The sequence below is a fragment of the Mycobacterium colombiense genome, assembly GCF_003284935.1.
Classification (GTDB): Bacteria; Actinomycetota; Actinomycetes; order Mycobacteriales; family Mycobacteriaceae; genus Mycobacterium; species Mycobacterium arosiense_A.
The window spans coordinates 1-19,319 of sequence record NZ_QMEV01000030.1 but is presented as its reverse complement, the minus strand read 5'-3'; the positions used below and the strand labels follow the sequence as shown (position 1 = coordinate 19,319).

Here is a 19,319-nt window from a genome sequence, read left to right as displayed (position 1 = left end):
GTGTCAGGAGGGCTTTGCCCGATCGTTATATACCCTCGACCCCATGGAACTGTGCGTCATCGACCACCCGCTGGCCGCCGCCCGGCTGACGGTGCTGCGCGACGAACGCACCGATACCGCCGGTTTTCGCGCCGCGCTGGGCGAGCTGACGCTGATGCTGATCTACGAAGCCAGCCGGGACGCGCCGCGAAAGTCGGTGCGGATCCGCACCCCGGTGGGCCCGACCGTCGGGACGCGCTTGGTCAAGCCGCCGCTGCTGGTGCCGGTGTTGCGGGCCGGGCTGGGCATGGTCGACGCCGCGCACGCGGCGATACCCGAGGCCGAGGTGGGATTCGTCGGTGTCGCCCGCAACGAGCAAACCCATCTGCCGGTGCCCTACCTCGAGGCGCTGCCCGACAGGCTTGCGTCCAGGCCGGTGATCATCCTCGATCCCATGCTGGCCACCGGCGGGTCGATGGCCCACACCATCGGTCTGTTGCAGCGCCGCGGCGCAACGGATCTCACCGTGCTGTGCGTGGTGGCCGCGCCGGAAGGCCTTGCGGCGGTGAAGAAAGCGGCGCCGGACGCGCGGGTGTTCACCGCAGCGGTCGACAAGGGGCTGAACAAGTCGGCCTATATCGTGCCGGGCCTGGGCGATGCCGGCGACCGTCAATTCGGGCCCAACCTGTTCACCAGTTCTGCACCGCAGCGACCAGCCGCTCGCGCAGGGCGCGGGCGCGCCGCCGCGAAGAGTTCAGGTCGCCGTCGACCGCGCAGCGAATCTCCAAGTAGGACTTGAGTTTCGGCTCGGTCCCGGACGGTCGCACCACCAGCCTGATCGATGTGTCGTCGTCGCCGCCGGTGAAGATCAGCGCGTCGGTGATGTCGGTGAGGGTCGCGGCATAACCCGCCAGCGTTTCCGGTGGGGTCTTCCGCCACCGCCGCATCAGTTCGGCCGCCTCGGCGGCGTCGGCGACCCGGCGCGACACCGCCGCCGCGTCGTGCACCCCGTACCGCCGCGCCAGCTCGTCGAGCAGGTCGCGGACCGTGCGGCCCTGTCGTCTGGTCTCGGCCACCAGGTCGCACACCAGCACCGCGGCGCTGATGCCGTCCTTGTCGCGCACGGATGCGGGGTCGACGCAGTGCCCGATCGCCTCCTCGTAGGCGTAGACCAGCGTGCCGCCGGGCACCTGCTCATCGGCGCGGGCCAGCCACTTGAAGCCGGTGAGGGTTTCCACGTGGACCGCGCCGTGGCGCGCGGCGATGGCCGACAGCATCCGCGAGGACACTACCGTGCTGGCCACCACTGGGGCCGGTGTGCTGGTGGTGGACAGTATGTAATCGCCTAGCAGCCAACCGGTTTCGTCGCCGGACAGCATCCGCCACCCCTGGGTGTCGGGGATGCCGACGGCGCATCGGTCGGCGTCGGGATCCAGCGCGATCGCCACGTCGGCGTCGACGTCCGCGGCCAGGACCAGCAGCGCGTCGGTGGCGCCGGGCTCCTCGGGGTTGGGGAACGCGACGGTGGGGAAATCCGGGTCGGGTGCGAATTGCGCTCCGACGGAATGCACTTCGGCGAACCCCGCGCGCCGCAACGCCTCGACGGCCACCGCGCCCCCGACCCCGTGCAGGGGGGTCAGTGCCACCCGCACCGTACCGCCGCCGCGCCGCAATCCGGCCGCCCGCTCGAGGTAGCGCCGCACCAGATCGGTCCGCGCGGGTTCGACCGGGGCCCTGCCGATCCGATCGGCCGGCGGGGCAGCGGCCATGGCGGCCTCGATCTCGCGGTCGGTGGGGGAGACGATCTGGATGCCGCCGTCGAGGTAGACCTTGTAGCCGTTGTCGGCGGGCGGGTTGTGCGACGCGGTGATCTGGATCCCGGCCGCCGCGCCGGTGTGGCGCACCGCGAACGCCACCACCGGGGTGGGCACCGGTCCTGGTAGCAGCAGCACCGAAAACCCTTGTGCGGCAAGAACTTCTGCGGCTACCGTGGCGAACGCCGCCGAGCCGTGCCGGGCGTCGCGCCCCACGATCGCCGACGAGCCGCGCAGGCCGCGCCCGATCAGCACCTGCGCCACCGCCCACGTCGCTCGCGACACCACGGCGACGTTCATGGCGTCGGGTCCGCCGCGCACCGGGCCGCGCAGGCCGGCCGTGCCGAACTTCAGCGGGCGGGCGAATCGCGCGGCGAGTTCGTCGGGGCCGCACGCGGCGAGCTCGGCGGCCGTCCTCGGGTCGGGATCGTGGGCGATCCACTCCTCGGGCGTCATCCCCTAGAACCGAGGGAGCTGCTCGAGGATCAGGGCCAGCAGCGCCCCCATCCGGGTTGCCGCCGCGGCCCCGGCGGCCAGCACCTCGGCGTGGCTCAGCGGTTCGCCGCTGAGCCCCGCGGCCAGGTTGGTCACCAGCGACACCCCGAGCACCTCGGCGCCGGCCGCGCGGGCGGCGATGGTCTCGTGCACGGTGGACATGCCGACCAGGTCGGCCCCCAGTGTCCGCAGCATCCGGATTTCGGCGGGCGTCTCGTAGTGCGGCCCCGGCAGCCCGGCGTAGACGCCTTCGGTCAGCGTGGGGTCGGCCTGGCGGGCGAGTTCGCGCAACCGCGACGAGTAGGCGTCGGTGAGGTCCACGAACTGCGGACCGACCAGCGGCGACCGGGCGGTCAGGTTCAGATGGTCGCTGATCAGCACGGGTTCGCCGACGGCCATGTCCTGGCGCAGCCCGCCCGCCGCGTTGGTGAGCACGACGGCGCGCACGCCGGCCGCGCAGGCCGCCCGCACCGAGTGCACGACGTGACACAGGTCGTGGCCCTCGTAGGCGTGGATGCGGCCGACCAGCACCAGCACGCGGTGGACGCCGATGCGCATCGACAACAGCTCGCCGGTGTGCCCGACCGCCGTCGGCGGCCGGAAACCGGGCACCTCGGCCTGGGGCAGCACGGCGGTGGGCGTCCCCAGCGCCGCGACGGCCGGGGGCCAGCCGGATCCGAGCACGATGGCGACGTCATGCTCGGCGATTCCGGTGCGTTCGGCGATGACCTCGGCCGCCCGGCGCGCGAGCTCGCCTGGGTCGGACGGGGTTTGGGTCACAGCCCGACCCTAGCCCGGCGACGGCGAGCGCCGGCAACGGCGCGAGTGAGGAGCCGGGCCATCGGGCGTAGCCCGGCGACGGCGAGCGCCGGCAACGGCGCGAGTGAGGAGCCGGGCCATCGGGCGTAGCCCGGCGACGGCGAGCGCGGGCAACGGCGCGAGTGAGGAGCCGGGCCATCGGGCCTACCGGTGGGGAGGTGTCGCCGGTATATGTCAGGATCTGCCGTATGAATCTTCGTAGGTGGCCGGTGGTTGGCCCGGTCATGGCGGTGGCGGTCGCCGTTGCGCTGTCAGTGGTTTCGCTCACACTGGGCCCGGCGCCGGCGGCCCAGGCGGACTGCCCGGACGTGCAACTCATCTTCATCCGGGGCACCGCGGAGCCGCCCGGCCTGGGGGCCGTCGGCGACGCGCTGTTCGCCGCGCTGCAACCCGCGCTGGGATCGCGCAGCGTCGACTCCTACGCGGTGAACTACCCGGCCAGTTACAACTTCCTGACCACCGCCGACGGCGCCAACGACGCGCGTGATCACATCGCGCAGATGGTCGATTCGTGCCCGTCGACGCGGCTGGTGCTCGGCGGCTTCTCGCAGGGCGCCGCCGCGGTGTCGATGCTCGCGGGGGTGCCGCCGGTCGGCCAGCGGATCGGCAATTTCGGGTCGGCGCCCGCGCTGGATCCCGGACTCGCCGCCAAGATTCGGGCCGTCGCGGTGTTCGGCAACCCCGGCAACCGCTTCAACACGCCGCTGTCGTCGACGGGCGCCTTCGCCGGCCGCGCCATCGACCTGTGCAGCGACGGCGACCCGGTCTGCGTCGTCGGCGGTCGCGACCGGGAGGCGCACCACGTCTACGAGGAGCCGCCGTATCCCGGTCAGGCGGCCGGATTCATCGCCGGGCTGGTCTAGCTTTCAGGCCCTCAGGGCCCGAGACCGGTGAGTGAGATACTGCGAGAGTGCCCACAACCCCGTTAGACAGTGTCAAAGATGTCGTGCGGCGGCGTGGTGCCGACCTGGTCGAGTTGTCCCATGCCATCCACGCCGAGCCTGAGCTGGCCTTCGCGGAGCATCGCAGCTGCGCCAAGGCGCAGGCGCTGGTCGCCGAACGCGGCTTCGAGATCACCGCGGGCGCCGGCGGGCTGGACACCGCCTTTCGCGCCGACTTCGGCAGCGGGCCCCTGACCATCGGCGTCTGCGCCGAATACGACGCGCTGCCCGAGATCGGCCACGCCTGCGGCCACAACATCATCGCGGCGTCGGCGGTGGGCACGGCCCTGGCGCTGGCCGAGGTGGCCGACGAGCTGGGCCTGCGGGTGTCGCTGCTGGGGACACCGGCCGAGGAGGCTGGCGGCGGCAAGGCGCTGCTGCTCAAGGCCGGGGTGTTCGACGACATCGCCGCGGCGGTCATGCTGCACCCCGGGCCGGCCGACATCGCCGCGGCCCGGTCGCTGGCCCTGTCCGAGGTGACCGTGAACTACCGCGGCAAGGAATCCCACGCCGCCGTCGCGCCGCACCTGGGCGTCAACGCCGTCGACGCGGTGACCGTCGCGCAGGTGGCCATCGGTCTGCTGCGGCAGCAGCTGGCGCCCGGGCAGCTGGTGCATGGCATCGTCACCAACGGCGGGCAGGCGGTCAACGTCATCCCGGACCGCGCGGCGGTTCAGTACGCGATGCGCGCGGTCGAATCGGAGTCGCTGCGCGAGCTGGAGGGCAGGGTGTACGCCTGCTTCGCCGCGGGCGCGCTGGCCACCGGCTGCGAATACGACATCGACAATCCCGCACCCCCGTACGACGAGCTGCGGCCCGACGAGTGGCTGGCCGACGTGTTCCGCGAAGAGATGTGCCGGCTCGGCCGCGAGCCGGTGGCCCGCGAGTACGAGTCGACGTTGCCCATGGGCAGCACCGACATGGGCAACGTCACGCACGTGCTGCCGGGAATTCACCCGATCGTCGGGGTCGACGCCGGCGGGGCGATGGTTCACCAGCGCGCCTTCGCCGACGCCGCCGCCGGCCCCAGCGCCGACCGCGCGGTCGTCGAGGGCGCGATCATGTTGGCGCGCACGGTGGTCCAGCTCGCCCAGACGCCCGCCCAGCGCGACCGGGTGATGGACGCGCGGGAGCGCCGGCGGGCCGGGGCGCGATCATGAGCCTGGTCGACGCCGCCGATTCGTGGCTGGCCGCCCACCAGCAAGAGCTGGTCGAATGGCGCCGGCACATTCACCGCTATCCCGAGCTGGGCCGCCAGGAGTACGCCACCACCCAGTTCGTCGCCGAGCGGCTGGCCGAGGCCGGGCTCAACCCCAAGGTGCTGCCCGGCGGGACGGGGCTGGTCTGCGACATCGGGCCCGAGCACGAGCCCCGGATCGCGTTGCGGGCCGACATGGACGCGCTGCCGATGGCCGAGCGCACCGACGCCCCCTACGCCTCCACCATGCCCAACGTGGCACACGCCTGCGGCCACGACGCGCACACCGCGATCCTGCTGGGCGCCGCCCTGGTGCTGGCGTCGGTGCCCGAGCTGCCGGTCGGGGTGCGGCTGATCTTCCAGGCCGCCGAGGAGCTGATGCCCGGCGGGGCGATCGACGCCATCGCCGCCGGCGCGATCACCGGGGTGTCGCGGATCTTCGCCCTGCACTGCGACCCCCGGCTGGAGGTCGGCAAGGTCGCGGTCCGGCACGGCCCCATCACCTCGGCGGCCGACCAGATCGAGATCACGCTGTACTCGCCCGGCGGGCACACGTCGCGCCCGCACCTGACGGCCGACCTGGTGTACGGGCTGGGCACGCTGATCACCGGGCTGCCCGGGGTGCTGTCGCGGCGCATCGACCCGCGCAACGGCACCGTGCTGGTGTGGGGCGCCGTCAACGCCGGGGTGGCCGCCAACGCCATTCCGCAGAGCGGCGTGCTGGCCGGCACCGTGCGCACCGCCAGCCGGCAGACCTGGGTGGGCCTCGAGGAGATCATCCGGGAGACGGTCTCCGGGCTGCTGGCGCCGCTGGCCATCGAACACACCCTGCAATACCGGCGCGGCGTGCCGCCGGTGGTCAACGAGGACCTCTCGACGCGCATCCTCACCCACGCCATCGAAGCCGTCGGCCCCGACGCGCTGGCCGACACCCGTCAGTCCGGGGGTGGCGAGGACTTCTCCTGGTACCTCGAGGAGATCCCCGGTGCGATGGCGCGGCTCGGGGTGTGGCCGGGGGTGGGGCCCCAGCTCGACCTGCACCAGCCGACGTTCAACCTCGATGAGCGGGCCTTGCCGATCGGGGTGCGCGTGATGACCAACATCGTCGAGCAGTCGGCCGCGTTCGAGCTGTTCTAGGCGCCTACGACGGTCGCGCGGCCGTGGCGCGGACGACGTGCTCGGCGATGCGCTCGTACGTCCGCCGCGTGACGTCGCCGGCCGCGCTCATGATGTTGTAGCCGTGGTCGACCCCGGCCACCTCGTGGTACTCCACCAACGCCCCGGCGGCGCCGAGTTTCTCTGCGTACCTGCGGGCTTCGTCGCGCAACCGGTCCTGCTCGGCGGTCACGACCAGCGCGGGCGCGATGCCGGCGAGGTGCTCGGCGTTGTCGCCCCAGGCGGGCGAGACCAGGCGGTCGCGCCGCCGCGCCGGCTCGGGGATGTAGGCGGTGTCGAAGACCTCGCTCATCCAGGGCTTCATGATCGCCCGGTTGCCGATCGTGGACGGCTTGTCGCGGCTGGGCGTGACCAGGTCCAGCGGCGGGTAGTGCAGCACCTGCAGCGCGATCTCGGGGCCGCCGTTTTCCAGCGCGAGCCGCGCCGCCGCGGCGGACAGGTTGCCGCCCGCGCTCTGGCCACCGACGCACAGCCGGGTGCCGTCCCACTCGCGGTCGGGGCCGGCGGCCCAGCACACGACGTCGTAGATCTGGTACACCGCGGCGGGGAAGCGGTGCCGCGGCGCCAGGGCGTAGTCGGGGTTGATCACCAGCACGCCCGCGTTGGCGGCCAGGTAGCGGCACCACGGATCGTCCTGCTCGGGGTGTCCGACCACGAAGCCGCCGCCGTGCACGTTGACGTAGACGGGCGGGTTCGTCGCCGCGGGCGGGTGGTAGACGGTCGCCGACACCGGGCCGTGGCGGGTGGGGATCGCGACCTCGGAGGTTCGGCCGGTGATCTCCGGGAAGCGCACGGCGGCCTTGGGAGTCGGGTTGATGGCGGCCGCGAACGCGCGCGCCGCCGCGTCGGCGATCAGCGGTACGGACAGGATGGACAGACGATTCTCCTTCTCCCGGCGCCCCCCTCGGATCGGGGCGCGCATCGTCGGTCTGTCTGTTTACCCTGCCGGTCGGCGTCGGGCGAATGGTTTTTGGCGGGCGCCGCCGGCGAGCGGGGTCAGGCGCTGGTCCCAGGACCGATGTTTCGGGCCGGGCGGGTCCGCAGCCAGTGCACGTAATCGGCTGGCGCTCCGGCGATTTCGGCGGCGTCGGCCATCACACCCAGATAGCGGGCGGACGGCATGCCGCCTTCCCAGGCGTCCAGGACGTACAGCCACGCCAGGACCGGGTCTGTGTCGGTGTCCGACGATATCCGCTCCACCCGGCACCGGATCTTCTTGTGCACGCCGAACTCCGAGCCCTCCCAGCGGTCCAGGTTGTGCTCGTCCGCCGGTGTCATGTCGTAGAGGACGACGAACACCTTGGACCCCGGGTCCTCGACGACGCTGGCCAGCGCGCCCTCCCAACCGATGTCCTCGCCACCGAAGGTCAATCTCCACCCGTGCAGCCAGCCGGTTCCGGCCATCGGCGAATGCGGCGCGCGTTTCTGCATCTGCTCGGGATCCATGTTCGATCCGTACGCGGCGTAGAGCGGCACGGGGAAAGCTTAGACGTCCGATGCTGGTGGGTCTTCCCCCGAGCATTCGCGGGGTCCCGGCCGCTTCGTTAGGTTGGGGCTGTGGTGACCCGCATCGTGATCCTCGGCGGCGGCCCGGCCGGTTACGAGGCCGCGCTGGTGGCCGCGACCTCGCACCCCGACACGACCCGCGTCACGGTCATCGAAACCGAGGGCATCGGCGGGGCGGCCGTCCTGGACGACTGCGTGCCGTCCAAGACGTTCATCGCCTCGACCTGGCTGCGCACCGAGCTGCGCCGGGCTCCGCGGCTGGGGTTCGAGATCGACATCGACGACGCCAAGATCTCGCTGCCGCAGATCCATGCCCGGGTCAAGCAACTCGCCACCGAGCAGTCCGCCGACATCACCGATCAGCTGCTCGGCATGGGCGTGCACGTGGTGGCCGGCCGCGGCGAGCTGATCGACCCCACCCCCGGCCTGGCCTGCCACCGCGTCAAGGCGACCGCCGCCGACGGCTCCACCCAGGAGTTCGAGGCCGACGTCGTGCTGATCGCCACCGGCGCCAGCCCGCGGGTGCTGCCGTCGGCGCCGCCGGACGGCGAGCGGATCCTGACCTGGCGCCAGCTCTATGACCTCAAGGCGCTGCCCGAGCACCTCATCGTGGTCGGGTCCGGGGTCACCGGAGCCGAATTCGTGCACGCCTACACCGAATTGGGCGTGCCGGTGACGGTGGTCGCCAGCCGCGACCGGGTGCTGCCCTACGAGGACGCCGATGCCGCGCTGGTCCTGGAGGAGGCGTTCTCCGAGCGCGGCGTCGAGCTGGTCAAGAACGCCCGCGCGCAGTCGGTCACCCGCACCGAGGACGGCGTGCTGGTCACCCTGGCCGACGGGCGCACGGTCGAGGGCAGCCACGCGCTGATGACCATCGGCTCCGTCCCCAACACCGGCGGCCTGGGCCTGGACCGGGTCGGCATCGAGCTGGGCCGCGGCGGCTACCTGACCGTGGACCGGGTGTCGCGGACGTCGGTGGCCGGCATCTACGCCGCCGGGGACTGCACCGGTCTGCTGCCGCTGGCCTCGGTCGCGGCCATGCAGGGCCGGATCGCGATGTATCACGCGCTGGGCGAGGGTGTCAGCCCGATCCGGTTGCGCACGGTGGCAGCGACGGTGTTCACCCGGCCCGAGATCGCGGCCGTCGGGGTCCCGCAGACGATGATCGACGACGGTTCGGTGCCGGCCCGCACCGTCATGCTCCCGTTGCGCACCAACGCGCGCGCCAAGATGTCGGGCCTGCGGCAGGGTTTCGTCAAACTGTTCTGCCGCCAGGCCACCGGCGTGGTGATCGGCGGCGTGGTGGTGGCACCGATCGCCTCCGAGCTGATCCTGCCGATCGCGGTGGCGGTGACGAACCGGATCACCGTCAACGAATTGGCGCAGACGCTGGCGGTTTACCCCTCGTTGTCCGGCTCGATCACCGAGGCCGCGCGGCGGCTGATGGCGCACGACGATCTGGATTAGCGGTTAGCCTTGGTGCAGCACGTCCTACTGACGAGTAACCGACAGGAGTTTCCCCAGTGCGGAGTCCTCTGCCGTGAGCAACCCGATTCAGGCACCCGGTAGCGCACAAACCTGGACGGCTTCGTCGCTGGGACCTCGGCAACGCGCGTTGGCCTGGGAGCGGCTGAGCACTGAGCAGTTCGACGTGGTGGTGATCGGCGGCGGCGTGGTGGGCTCGGGCTGCGCGCTGGACGCCGCGACCCGCGGCCTCAAGGTGGCGCTCGTGGAAGCGCGCGACTTCGCCTCGGGCACCTCGAGCCGCTCGTCGAAGATGTTCCACGGCGGCCTGCGCTACCTCGAACAGCTGGAGTTCGGCTTGGTGCGCGAGGCGCTCTACGAGCGTGAGCTGTCGCTGACCACGCTGGCGCCGCATCTGGTCAAGCCCATGCCGTTTCTGTTCCCGCTGACGCATCGGTGGTGGGAGCGTCCCTATACCGCGGCGGGCATCTTCCTCTACGACCGGCTGGGCGGCGCGAAATCTGTTCCGGCACAAAAGCATTTGACGCGCGCCGGCGCGTTGCGGCTAAGCCCCGGCCTCAAGCGCAGCTCGCTGATCGGTGGAATCCGTTACTACGACACGGTGGTCGACGACGCCCGGCACACCATGACCGTCGCGCGCACCGCCGCGCACTACGGCGCGGTGGTGCGGACCTCCACCCAGGTGGTCGCCATGCTGCGCGAGGGCGACCGGGTAACGGGTGTGCGGGTGCGCGACTCCGAGGACGGCGCGATCACCGAAGTCCGCGGCCACGTGGTGGTCAACGCGACCGGCGTGTGGACCGACGAGATCCAGGCATTGTCCAAGCAGCGCGGGCGATTTCAGGTCCGGGCGTCCAAGGGCGTGCACGTGGTGGTGCCGCGCGACCGCATCGTCAGCGACGTCGCGATCATCCTGCGCACCGAGAAGTCGGTGATGTTCGTCATCCCGTGGGGCAGCCACTGGATCATCGGCACCACCGACACCGACTGGAATCTCGACCTGGCCCATCCGGCGGCCACCAAGGCCGACATCGACTACATCCTGGAAACCGTGAACACGGTGCTGGCCATCCCGCTGACCCACGCCGACATCGACGGCGTGTACGCGGGGCTGCGCCCCCTGCTGGCCGGGGAGAGCGAGGAGACCTCCAAGCTGTCCCGGGAGCACGCCGTGGCGGTGCCCGCGCCGGGCCTGGTCGCCATCGCCGGCGGCAAGTACACCACCTATCGGGTGATGGCCGCCGACGCGATTGACGCTGCGGCCCAATTCATTCCGGCCCGGGTGGCGCCGTCGATCACGGAGAAGGTCAGCCTGCTGGGCGCCGACGGCTATTTCGCGCTGATCAACCAGGCCGAACACGTCGCCGAGCTGCAGGGCCTGCACCCCTACCGGGTGCGTCATCTGCTGGACCGCTACGGCTCGCTGATCGGTGACGTGCTGGGCCTGGCGGCGCAACGGCCCGATCTGCTCACCCCCATCAAGGAGGCGCCCGGCTACCTGCGGGTCGAGGCGCTGTATGCCGTGACCGCCGAGGGCGCACTGCATTTGGAGGACATCCTGGCCCGCCGGATGCGCATCTCCATCGAATACTCACACCGCGGCGTCGACTGCGCCCGCGAGGTCGCCGACGTGGTCGCGCCGGTGCTGGGCTGGTCGGCCGAGGACATCGAGCGTGAGGTCGCGAACTACTCCGCCCGGGTGGAGGCCGAGATCCTGTCCCAGGCGCAGCCCGACGACGTGTCCGCCGACGAATTGCGGGCCAGCGCGCCCGAGGCGCGCGCCGAGATCCTCGAGCCGGTCCCGCTCAGTTGAGGTCCTGACAATGGCCGGGCGGCCGGCGCCACTGCCGGTGCGGGACGGACTCGGCCCGGCGCGGGTGCGGCTGCGGGGCGGGCCGGTGCTGGCCGAGCTCACCGCCCGGTTCGGCGCGCGGGCCCGCGCCAAGGTGCTGGCCGGCGAGGTCGTCGGCGCCGACGGTACGGTAATCGATTGCGCCACAGCGCTTCCCGCGGGAGCGAGCGTCTACCTGTATCGCGAGCTGCCGGACGAGGTGCCCGTCCCGTTCGACATCCCGGTGCTGCATCGCGACGACGACGTCGTGGTCGTGGACAAGCCGCACTTCCTGGCCACCATGCCGCGCGGGCGCCACGTCGCGCAGACCGCGCTGGTGCGGCTGCGCCGCGATTTGGGGTTGCCCGAGCTGAGCCCGGCGCACCGGCTCGACCGGCTGACCGCCGGGGTGCTGCTGTTCACCGCGCGGCGCGAGGTCCGCGGCGCCTACCAGACGCTGTTCTCCCGCGGACTGGTGACCAAGACCTATCTGGCCCGGGCCGCCGTCGACTCGCAGCTGGAGCTGCCCCGCCTGGTGCGCAACCGGATCATCAAGCGCCGCGGCAACTTACAGTCGGTCATCGAGCCCGGTGCGCCCAATGCGGAGACGCACGTGGAGCTGCTATCGCCGGACGGGCTCTACCGGCTGACCCCGCGCACCGGGCGCACCCACCAGCTGCGGCTGCACATGGCGGCCCTGGGGATACCGATCGACGGTGACCCGCTGTATCCCGACGTCGTCGACGTTGCCGCCGACGACTTCAGCACGCCGCTGCGGCTGCTGGCGCAACGCATCGAGTTCACCGATCCGCGCACCGGTGAGCGACGCGAATTCGTCAGCCGTCGCCTGGAGCCCTAGGTCGCGTGGACGGCCGCGGGACCGGGTAGCCCGCGGCTATGGACATCACCGTCACGTACGTCGGCAACGCGACCACACTCATCTCCGCGGGCGAGCTGACGCTGCTGACCGATCCCAACTTCCTGCACCGGGGGCAACGCGCCTACCTGGGCCACGGCCTGGTGTCCAAGCGGCTCAAGGAGCCGGCGCTGCGCATCGACGAACTGCCACCGATCGACGCGATCGTGCTCTCCCACATGCATGGCGACCATTGGGACAGGGTGTCGCAGCGGGGCCTCGACCACGGGCTGCCCGTCGTCACCACCCCGCACGCCGCCCAGCGGCTGCACAGGCGCGGCTTCGCCCAGGCGCGCGGCCTGCGGACGTGGCAGCAGCACACGATGACCAAAGGCGGCGCCGCGCTCACCCTCACGTCGCTGCCCGGGCGGCACGCGCCGGGATGGAGCCAGCGGCTACTCCCGCCGGTGATGGGCACCATGCTGGAGTTCGACGACGGCGCCGGCGCCCCTCGGCGACGGCTCTACATCTCCGGTGACACCTTGCTGATCGAGGAGCTCAAGGAGATTCCCGCCCGCTTCGACCCGATCGACGCGGGCATGCTGCACCTCGGCGGCACCCGGCTGCCGGCTGGCGGGCGGCTGCCGTTCGGGCTGACCGTGACTATGGACGGCCGCCAGGGCGCCGAGCTCGTCGCGATGCTGGCCCTGCCCAAGGCCATCCCCGTGCACTTCGACGATTACAGCGTCTTCGCGTCGCCGCTGGCCGACTTCACCCGTGAGATGGAGCACAGGGGCCTGGGGGACAGGATCGTCGCGGTGAACCGCGGCGCCGCGGTGACCGTGTAGGAAGGCGGCCGCTTTCGAGTAGTGCCCCTGGCCAGCAAATGTCAAATCGCTCTCAGCTTTGGGTATAGGGTGTCCTAACACCGGGCAGTCGAACTGGGAGGTACCGACCGCAGGTGACAGGCTTCGACGTGCAGAGTTTGACGGTTCTTCGCGGCGTGGTCAACGCAAATTTGCTGAGGCGTTCTCAGCGTGGGCATTGTGAGACGTGATGGATCTTTTTGCACCCCCCGAGGTCACCTCGACGCTCATCCACACCGGGCCGGGCGCGGGCTCGCTGATCGAGGCCGCCGGCGCGTGGCAACGCGTCGCGGTCGAGCTGGAGAATTCGGTCTCCACCTATGCCTCGACGCTGTCGTCGCTGATCGAGTCCTGGGACGGGCCGTCGGCGATGGCGATGCTGCAATCCGTCCAGCCCTACCTGCTCTGGCTGCGCGAGACCGCGCAGCAATCCGCGCAGATGGCCACCTCGGCAGAGGCCGCCGCGTCGGCGTTCACCGCCGCCCGCGCCTCGATAGTGCCTCCGGCGGTGGTCACCGCCAACCGGACGCGATTGGCGCAGCTGCTGGCCACCAACCGGTTCGGCACTAACACGGCCGCCATCGCCGAGACCGAGAACGAATACCAGACCATGTGGGCGAACAACTCGGCGGCGATGAGCCGGTACCAGGCGTCGTCCTCGCAGGCGACCACGCAGCTCTCGCAGTTCGCCTCGCCCCTGTCCATGACGACCGCGGACGGCACCGCCAACCAGGAACAAGCGGTGGCGTTCGCCACCAACGACGCCGCGGGCTCGTCGTCGACCAGCTCGATACTCGACGCCCTTAGTTCGGCCGGCATCTTCGGCAGCGACGGCGATCCGAACAGCGGGTGGTTCGGCTACTGGAGCACCTGGGGCAACCAGTTCATCTCGTCCGGCTTCCCGATCAACATGCTGAGCTACCTCGCGCAGAACTCGTCGGCCAGCGCGCTGCAGAGCGTGGGCGGCGACATCGGCACCGGCCTGTCCGAGGGCCTGGGCGCGGCCACGGCGAGCCTGTCCAGCGCCGTCAAGGACGTCGGCGCGGGAATGGCGCCTTCGGGCGCGATGGGCGTCGGGGTGTCGCTGGGCAAGCTGACCGCGCCCCCCGCCGTGGTGGGGCTGTTGCCGGGCACCCAGACCGGGGTGCAACTCGCGTCCGCCGCCTCGCCGCTGCCGGCGGAATCCGGGTTCCCGCTGATGCCGATGATGGTGCCGCCGACGACGGCCTCGGCCGGCACCGGCTGGCGAAAACGTAAACAGCAGAAGTACGAGGACGTTGCCCTCGGCCAGGAGGTCAAAGGCAAAGTGATGCCTCGTAACCCATCGGCGGGATGACCTTGACGATGGCGCCCCACGACTGCGGACGCCGTACCCCGCCACCGGGCAGGTCAACGGCGACCAGCAGCAGGACACCACGATGTCCCGCCGTCACCCACTCTTCTAGTACCGGACGGGCCGACGCACAGCGTCGGCCCCACCCACGTTCTTCCCCAAGGTAAAGGTTCATGGATTTCGGGATACTGCCGCCGGAGATCACTTCGGCGCTGATCCACTCTGGACCCGGCGCTTGGTCATGGATCGAAGCCGCCGGCGTCTGGCAGGAGCTCAGCGCCGAGCTCGAGCAATCCGCCAGCAGCTACACCGCGGAGTTGTTGGGGCTGATGACGACGTGGCACGGCCCGTCCGCCCTGGCGATGGCCCAGGCGCTCGAGCCCTACCTCGACTGGTTGCGCGTCACCGCCCAGCAGTGCCAGCAGGTCGCCACCTCGGTTCAGGTCATGACCACGGCCTTCGAGTTGACGCACTGGACCGTGGTGCATCCTTCGTTGGTCGCTGCCAACCGGGCGCGGCTGGCGATGTTGTTGGCCACCAACTTCTTCGGGATCAACTACCCGGCCATCGCCGAAACCGAGGCTGAATATCAGACCATGTGGGTGAACAACTCCGCGGCGATGGTCCGTTACGCCGCCACCTCGGCGAGCGCCGTCCAACCGCCGACCTTCACACCGCCGCCGCCGGTGACCAGTCCGTCGGGCGTGACGATGCAAACCGCGATGGTGCCCGCCACGACCACGACCGACTCCGGGATCATGACGGCGGCCGACATCTCCGGGGCCAGCGAAGACCTCGCCGCCTCGAGCGCCTTCGGCCTCGATCCGGACTCCGGCTGGTTCAAGTACTTCAGCACCTGGGGAAATCAGTTCATCGCGGGCGGTTTTCCCATCAACCTGCTCAGCTATATCGCCCAGGTCAACGCCGCCCAAAGCCTGCAGGGCGGCGTGGCCGCCGACATCTTCGGCGGCCTGTCCGAAGACGCCGCCGCGCTGTCCTCGGCGGACGCCAGCCTGGTCGGTGCCGTTGGATCCTCCATGGCGCCCCGCGCGACTTTGGGCATCGGCGTCTCGCTCGGCAACCTGACCATGCCGCCGGCGACGGTGGGCATGCTGGAATCTTCGGCGCCGGTGCAACTGACGTCGGCGGCCTCCGCGCTGCCCGCGGGACCCGGACAGACCCCCATGCTCCCGATGGCCCCGGTGCGTCCGGGCCGCGGCTCGGCGAGCGGCCGGCGGCGCAAGGGACGCGACTACGACGATATCGAGTACGGCGCCGAGCTTCCGGGCACCGTGATGCACAGGCCGCCGTCGGCGGGATAGCGCGGGCTGCGCGACTCCATCATGCGGTTGCGGACGATGTGCTCGACCAGGATGGGGACGAAGGTTTGCACCGGTGCGTCGATGAATCGTTGCGCCGTCTCGTCGCACCAGCGCCTGATCTGAGCGGTGCGCCGTTCATCGCCGAGCCCCTCGTGACGGGCCAGCTTGTCGGCGACGTCGGTCACCGACCGGCCAACCGCGCCCGGGACGGCCGGAGGGGCCGCCTCGTCGGCGGGCGCGCGCACGGCCTCGAGTGCCCGACGGGCGGCGTCCTCCTCGGTGTCCGGCCGGATGACTTGCAGGGTGATGTGGCGGCCGTTCTCGCCCATCACGATGACGCTGGCCGGCTCGTTGCTGGTGAAGCCCAGCAATTCGATTGTGTGGTCGTCGGTTTGCGCCAGCGCCGGCGTGTTGTGCCAGTCGTTGCGGTGATAGCCCACCATGACGATCCGCCCCAGCCGGTCGGCCAGCGACGCCGCCAGGCCCGCCACCTCGTCGACCAGGTTGGTCGACCGCGGCCACCAGGCGCCGTCGATGTGCTCGGACACGGCCCGATAAGGCTTGAGTTGCAACCGGTTTGATCGCTCCATTGGATAAGATCAGCACGGCTAGTCGGCGACCGCGGCGCGGGCGAGTGGCCGGCGGGTTTACCGATCGTGAACAACGGTTGAGAAGATGCCGGGGTACAGATCGCTTCGAACGTTTCCGGTCGGGTGTGGCGCGGCGGCATGGCGCAGGACGGCATCGAGTTCTACGTGATGTTCAGGCGCCGCGACTGGCTGTAGCCTACCGGACTACCGCGCCACGGACGGGGCCGAAATCCCTTGGTGGACACCTTGATTGATCTTGTCCCGCAGGGCGGGGCTACCCGGTGGATCCGAATCCTGGCAGGCGCAACTGAGATGGCTGAAGGGGTTGGGGTCGGTGCTGGCCGCCGCCGCGGCCGACGCGCCGAAGGCGATCGCAATGCCGGCCACACCGACCAAAAGTTTCGGAATCATTGTCGGCCCCGAGCTTCTTGGTTGTGGATACCTCGAATTTTATCCGCGGTTGCATCACGAGCCTGTCAACCGGCGGTAAATTTCAGGACCCGGAAGAACCGGCCGAATCCGCGTATTTGGGGCAGTACGCCTTGATGCTGACCCCGACGAAATAGCCGGCGTGGTAGCTGTCCAGCGTGCTGCTGGACAACACGTTGTTGGCGACCTGTTCCGGTGACTGGCCCATGTCGAGTTCGTGGCACACGGTGTGCCCGGAGTTGACCGCGGCGTCGGGCGACTCGTAGTTGATGCCCTTGGCCTTCAGCGCGGCCAGAAACGCATCGTCGGCGGAGGTGGCGTTCGCGGTCGCGGCTGCGGCCAGCACGCCGAGCAGCCCGGCGACCGGCGCGGCGCCGATCGCCAGGAGCGAGCGCGCCCGGCTGGGCTTGCGCATCTGGGTGGTCGTCATTTCTGATACTCCCGTGGAACAGAAGTGCCGTTGCTTGCTGAAGGCGGGGCTAGTTCGCATGCTTGCATGTCGCGGAACGGCCCGGTGCGGGATCGCCGATAATGCGGTGTGTGCCACACAAGGGTTTGCTCCCGCGTCGCAAGCGCGTTACCGGCGAGCCCGTGCGGGCGCGCTGCCGGTGATCTGACGACATGGCATACGCGCGGTGGCTGTGGCTCGCTGTGGTGGCGATATGCGTGGTCGGCTGCGGCGTGCGGCACGTGTCGGCGGCGAGCGCTCGAGACATTCCGGGCACCTTTCGATCCAACGGCATGGACCGAACCTACATGTTGCACGTGCCGGCGGGCGACCCCGTCGGGCTGGTGCTCAGTTTGCACGGCGGCGGCGGTACCGGGATCTCGCAGCGCGCCCTGACGGGTTTCGACTCCGTTGCTGACGCCCATGACCTGTTGGTGGTCTACCCCGACGGTTACGAGAAGAGCTGGGCCGACGGTCGCGGCGCCGCACCCGCCGATCGCCGCCACATCAACGATGTGGCGTTTCTGGTCGGGCTGGTGACCAAGCTGCAGCACGACTACGGCATCGCACCCGGGCACGTGTTCGTCACCGGGATGTCCAACGGGGGCTTCATGAGCAACCGGCTGGCCTGCGACCGGGCCGACGTCTTCGCCGCCGTCGCGCCGGTGGCCGGCACCTTGGGCGTCGGGGTGGCCTGCAACCCGTCACAGCCGGTGTCGGTCTGGGCGGCCCACGGCACCGCCGACCCGCTGGTGCCCTTCGAGGGTGGGGCGGTGCGCGGGCGCGGCGGGCTGAGCCACTCCGTCTCAGCGGACGCCATGGTGGACAAGTGGCGCTCGGCCGACCGCTGCCAGGGTGACCCGGCCATGGAGGCGCTGCCCGACGTCCGCGACGGCACGGTCGTGCACCGCTACGAGTCGACGGGGTGCGCGGCCAACACCGAGGTGGTGTTCTACAAGATCGACCGGGGCGGGCACACCTGGCCGGGCGGCAAGCAGTACCTGCCGGCGGCCGTCATCGGCCCCACCACCCGCGCGCTCGACGGGTCCGAGGCCATCGCCCAGTTCTTCCTGGCGCACGCCCGCGACTAGCGGCGATCGCAAGCGCGGCGAAGCCGGGCGCCGGGGGTCGCCGCCATCAGGACTAGCGGCGATCGCAAGCGCGGCGAAGCCGGGCGCCGGGGGTGCCTCCCGCGTGCGGGGGACGGGTCGCCGCCATCAGGACTAGCCTCAGCGCTGACACGACGGACACCAGTAGGTCACCCGTTCGGTCGCGTCGTCGAACTTGATCGGTGTGCCGCAGCGGCGGCAAGGCTGCCCCGATCGCCCGTAGACCCACAGCTGCCGCCCCGGCCGGGTGTCGCCGGTGGTGCACCGGTTCCAGCGGAAGCGGTTGAGCCACAACATGTCCCGCGCGCGCGAGACCAGCCGGAGGGGATCGGCGAGGTCGCGCACCGGCGCGGTGGGCAGATGCCCGGTGAGGAAACACAATTCGTTGCTGTAGACATTGCCGACTCCGGCCAGCACCCGCTGGTCCAGGAGCGTCTCGGCGATCGGCCGGTCCGGGTCGGCCGTCAGGTTGGCGGCGGCGAGTGTCGGATCCCAGTCCTCGCCAAGCAGATCGGGCCCCAGGTGCGCGACGGCGTCGCCGTCCCGGTCGCGCTCCAGGATCTCCAGCACGCCCAGGTCGACGCCGACGGCCCGGGCGGTGCCGGTTTCCAGGATGATGCGCGCCCGGTGGTCGACGCGCATCGGGCGGTTGCCGACCCGCCAGCTGCCGTCCATCTTCAGGTGCGAGTGAATGCTGGCCGGCCCCACCCGGATGAACAAATGCTTCCCGCGGCTGAGCACCTCGTTGACGACCTGCCCGGTGAGGTCGACGGTGGCGAACCGCGGGACCCGGATGTCGCAGCGGGTCAGCGTGCGCCCGGCCAGGTGCTCGCTCAGCACGGCGGCGGTGTGCCAGACGGTGTCGCCCTCGGGCATGTCAGCGCAGCCGCATCCCGCGCGGCGTGCGGGCGAAGCCGGCGTCGGACAGGGCGTCGACCGGTCCGGGCCCGTCGGCGCGGGGCTGCAGCGCCGGCGCCCCGTCGATGCGTTCGACCAGGATCGAGGCGACGCGGCGGGCGGCGACCAGGTCGGCCAGCGCCGTCGCCGCGGCGTGATGGGCGGCCGGGTCGTCGGTGAAGGTGAGCAGCGATCGGCCGCCGCGCTCGAGGAACCAGGCCAGCT

General features: G+C 70.9%; 20 protein-coding genes. 11 read left to right on the top strand and 9 right to left on the bottom strand.

The window, feature by feature from the left end; genetic code table 11:
• The first annotated feature begins 43 nt into the window (after window positions 1-43).
• Window positions 44-778 carry a uracil phosphoribosyltransferase gene (upp, locus tag DQP57_RS14700; RefSeq protein WP_112633640.1) on the top strand — a complete coding sequence of 245 codons (735 nt, stop codon included), beginning with the start codon at window positions 44-46 and terminating at the stop codon, window positions 776-778.
• Here upp and DQP57_RS14695 read toward each other — a convergent pair.
• Window positions 669-2,249, bottom strand: a complete 1,581-nt coding sequence (locus tag DQP57_RS14695; protein WP_112633639.1) for a phospho-sugar mutase — start codon at window positions 2,247-2,249, stop codon at window positions 669-671. The genes upp and DQP57_RS14695 overlap by 110 nt on opposite strands.
• Window positions 2,250-2,252: 3 nt before the next feature.
• Window positions 2,253-3,068 (bottom strand): purine-nucleoside phosphorylase, encoded by an 816-nt coding sequence (locus DQP57_RS14690; protein WP_112633638.1) that lies wholly within the window; start codon window positions 3,066-3,068, stop codon window positions 2,253-2,255.
• 287 nt (window positions 3,069-3,355) lie between these two features.
• Here DQP57_RS14690 and DQP57_RS14685 point away from each other — a divergent pair, with 287 nt between their 5' ends.
• Genes DQP57_RS14685 through DQP57_RS14675 form a run of 3 tightly spaced genes read left to right on the top strand, consistent with a single transcriptional unit; the run spans window position 3,356 to window position 6,383 of the window.
• Window positions 3,356-3,970, top strand: coding sequence for a cutinase family protein (locus DQP57_RS14685; RefSeq protein WP_205869136.1), 615 nt, complete (start codon window positions 3,356-3,358; stop codon window positions 3,968-3,970).
• Between the two features lie 47 nt (window positions 3,971-4,017).
• Window positions 4,018-5,208, top strand: a complete 1,191-nt coding sequence (locus tag DQP57_RS14680; RefSeq protein ID WP_112633636.1) for a M20 family metallopeptidase — start codon at window positions 4,018-4,020, stop codon at window positions 5,206-5,208.
• Window positions 5,205-6,383 (top strand): M20 family metallopeptidase, encoded by a 1,179-nt coding sequence (locus DQP57_RS14675; protein WP_112633635.1) that lies wholly within the window; start codon window positions 5,205-5,207, stop codon window positions 6,381-6,383. Before DQP57_RS14680 ends, DQP57_RS14675 begins: the two co-directional genes overlap by 4 nt.
• 4 nt (window positions 6,384-6,387) lie before the next feature.
• Here DQP57_RS14675 and DQP57_RS14670 read toward each other — a convergent pair whose 3' ends face one another.
• Together DQP57_RS14670 and DQP57_RS14665 are read right to left on the bottom strand one after the other, a co-directional pair.
• Window positions 6,388-7,215: an alpha/beta hydrolase gene (locus tag DQP57_RS14670; RefSeq protein ID WP_112633671.1), complete on the bottom strand. Its 828-nt coding sequence runs from the start codon at window positions 7,213-7,215 to the stop codon at window positions 6,388-6,390.
• Window positions 7,216-7,418: 203 nt separating this feature from the next.
• A complete protein-coding gene (locus DQP57_RS14665; protein ID WP_112633634.1) occupies window positions 7,419-7,898 on the bottom strand; it encodes a gamma-glutamylcyclotransferase in 480 nt (159 codons plus the stop codon).
• Window positions 7,899-7,979: 81 nt separating this feature from the next.
• On the opposite strand from DQP57_RS14665, the gene DQP57_RS14660 reads away from it, so the two are divergent.
• From DQP57_RS14660 to DQP57_RS14635, 6 genes are all read left to right on the top strand, one after another.
• The gene (locus tag DQP57_RS14660) at window positions 7,980-9,395 is read left to right on the top strand and encodes an NAD(P)H-quinone dehydrogenase (protein WP_112633633.1); all 1,416 of its coding nucleotides are present in this window, start codon (window positions 7,980-7,982) and stop codon (window positions 9,393-9,395) included.
• Window positions 9,396-9,468: 73 nt separating this feature from the next.
• Window positions 9,469-11,226 carry a glycerol-3-phosphate dehydrogenase/oxidase gene (locus tag DQP57_RS14655; protein WP_112633632.1) on the top strand — a complete coding sequence of 586 codons (1,758 nt, stop codon included), beginning with the start codon at window positions 9,469-9,471 and terminating at the stop codon, window positions 11,224-11,226.
• A gap of 10 nt (window positions 11,227-11,236) precedes the next feature.
• Window positions 11,237-12,103: a pseudouridine synthase gene (locus DQP57_RS14650; RefSeq protein WP_112633631.1), complete on the top strand. Its 867-nt coding sequence runs from the start codon at window positions 11,237-11,239 to the stop codon at window positions 12,101-12,103.
• Window positions 12,104-12,141: 38 nt separating this feature from the next.
• Window positions 12,142-12,948, top strand: a complete 807-nt coding sequence (locus DQP57_RS14645) for an MBL fold metallo-hydrolase (RefSeq protein ID WP_112633630.1) — start codon at window positions 12,142-12,144, stop codon at window positions 12,946-12,948.
• Window positions 12,949-13,156: 208 nt separating this feature from the next.
• Window positions 13,157-14,302, top strand: a complete 1,146-nt coding sequence (locus DQP57_RS14640; RefSeq protein ID WP_112633629.1) for a PPE family protein — start codon at window positions 13,157-13,159, stop codon at window positions 14,300-14,302.
• A gap of 170 nt (window positions 14,303-14,472) precedes the next feature.
• Window positions 14,473-15,621 carry a PPE family protein gene (locus DQP57_RS14635; protein ID WP_112633628.1) on the top strand — a complete coding sequence of 383 codons (1,149 nt, stop codon included), beginning with the start codon at window positions 14,473-14,475 and terminating at the stop codon, window positions 15,619-15,621.
• Here DQP57_RS14635 and DQP57_RS14630 read toward each other — a convergent pair.
• From DQP57_RS14630 to DQP57_RS14620, 3 genes are all read right to left on the bottom strand, one after another.
• Entirely contained in the window at window positions 15,552-16,211 is a 660-nt protein-coding gene (locus DQP57_RS14630; protein ID WP_112633627.1) for a DUF5994 family protein, read from the bottom strand. The two genes, DQP57_RS14635 and DQP57_RS14630, sit on opposite strands and share 70 nt — an antisense overlap.
• 204 nt (window positions 16,212-16,415) lie before the next feature.
• On the bottom strand, window positions 16,416-16,622 hold the full coding sequence (locus DQP57_RS14625; RefSeq protein WP_112633626.1) for a hypothetical protein: 207 nt from the start codon (window positions 16,620-16,622) through the stop codon (window positions 16,416-16,418).
• A gap of 82 nt (window positions 16,623-16,704) precedes the next feature.
• Window positions 16,705-17,070, bottom strand: coding sequence for a DUF732 domain-containing protein (locus tag DQP57_RS14620; protein WP_112633625.1), 366 nt, complete (start codon window positions 17,068-17,070; stop codon window positions 16,705-16,707).
• A gap of 191 nt (window positions 17,071-17,261) precedes the next feature.
• Between DQP57_RS14620 and DQP57_RS14615 the strand changes: the two genes are divergently transcribed.
• The gene (locus tag DQP57_RS14615) at window positions 17,262-18,179 is read left to right on the top strand and encodes an extracellular catalytic domain type 1 short-chain-length polyhydroxyalkanoate depolymerase (protein WP_112633624.1); all 918 of its coding nucleotides are present in this window, start codon (window positions 17,262-17,264) and stop codon (window positions 18,177-18,179) included.
• A 138-nt stretch (window positions 18,180-18,317) separates the two neighbouring features.
• On the opposite strand, the gene nei2 is transcribed toward DQP57_RS14615, so the two are convergent.
• Window positions 18,318-19,073 (bottom strand): endonuclease VIII Nei2, encoded by a 756-nt coding sequence (gene nei2 / locus DQP57_RS14610; protein ID WP_112633623.1) that lies wholly within the window; start codon window positions 19,071-19,073, stop codon window positions 18,318-18,320.
• A 1-nt stretch (window position 19,074) separates the two neighbouring features.
• On the bottom strand, window positions 19,075-19,319 hold a 245-nt coding region (locus DQP57_RS14605), incomplete at its 5' end, for a hypothetical protein (RefSeq protein WP_430919258.1).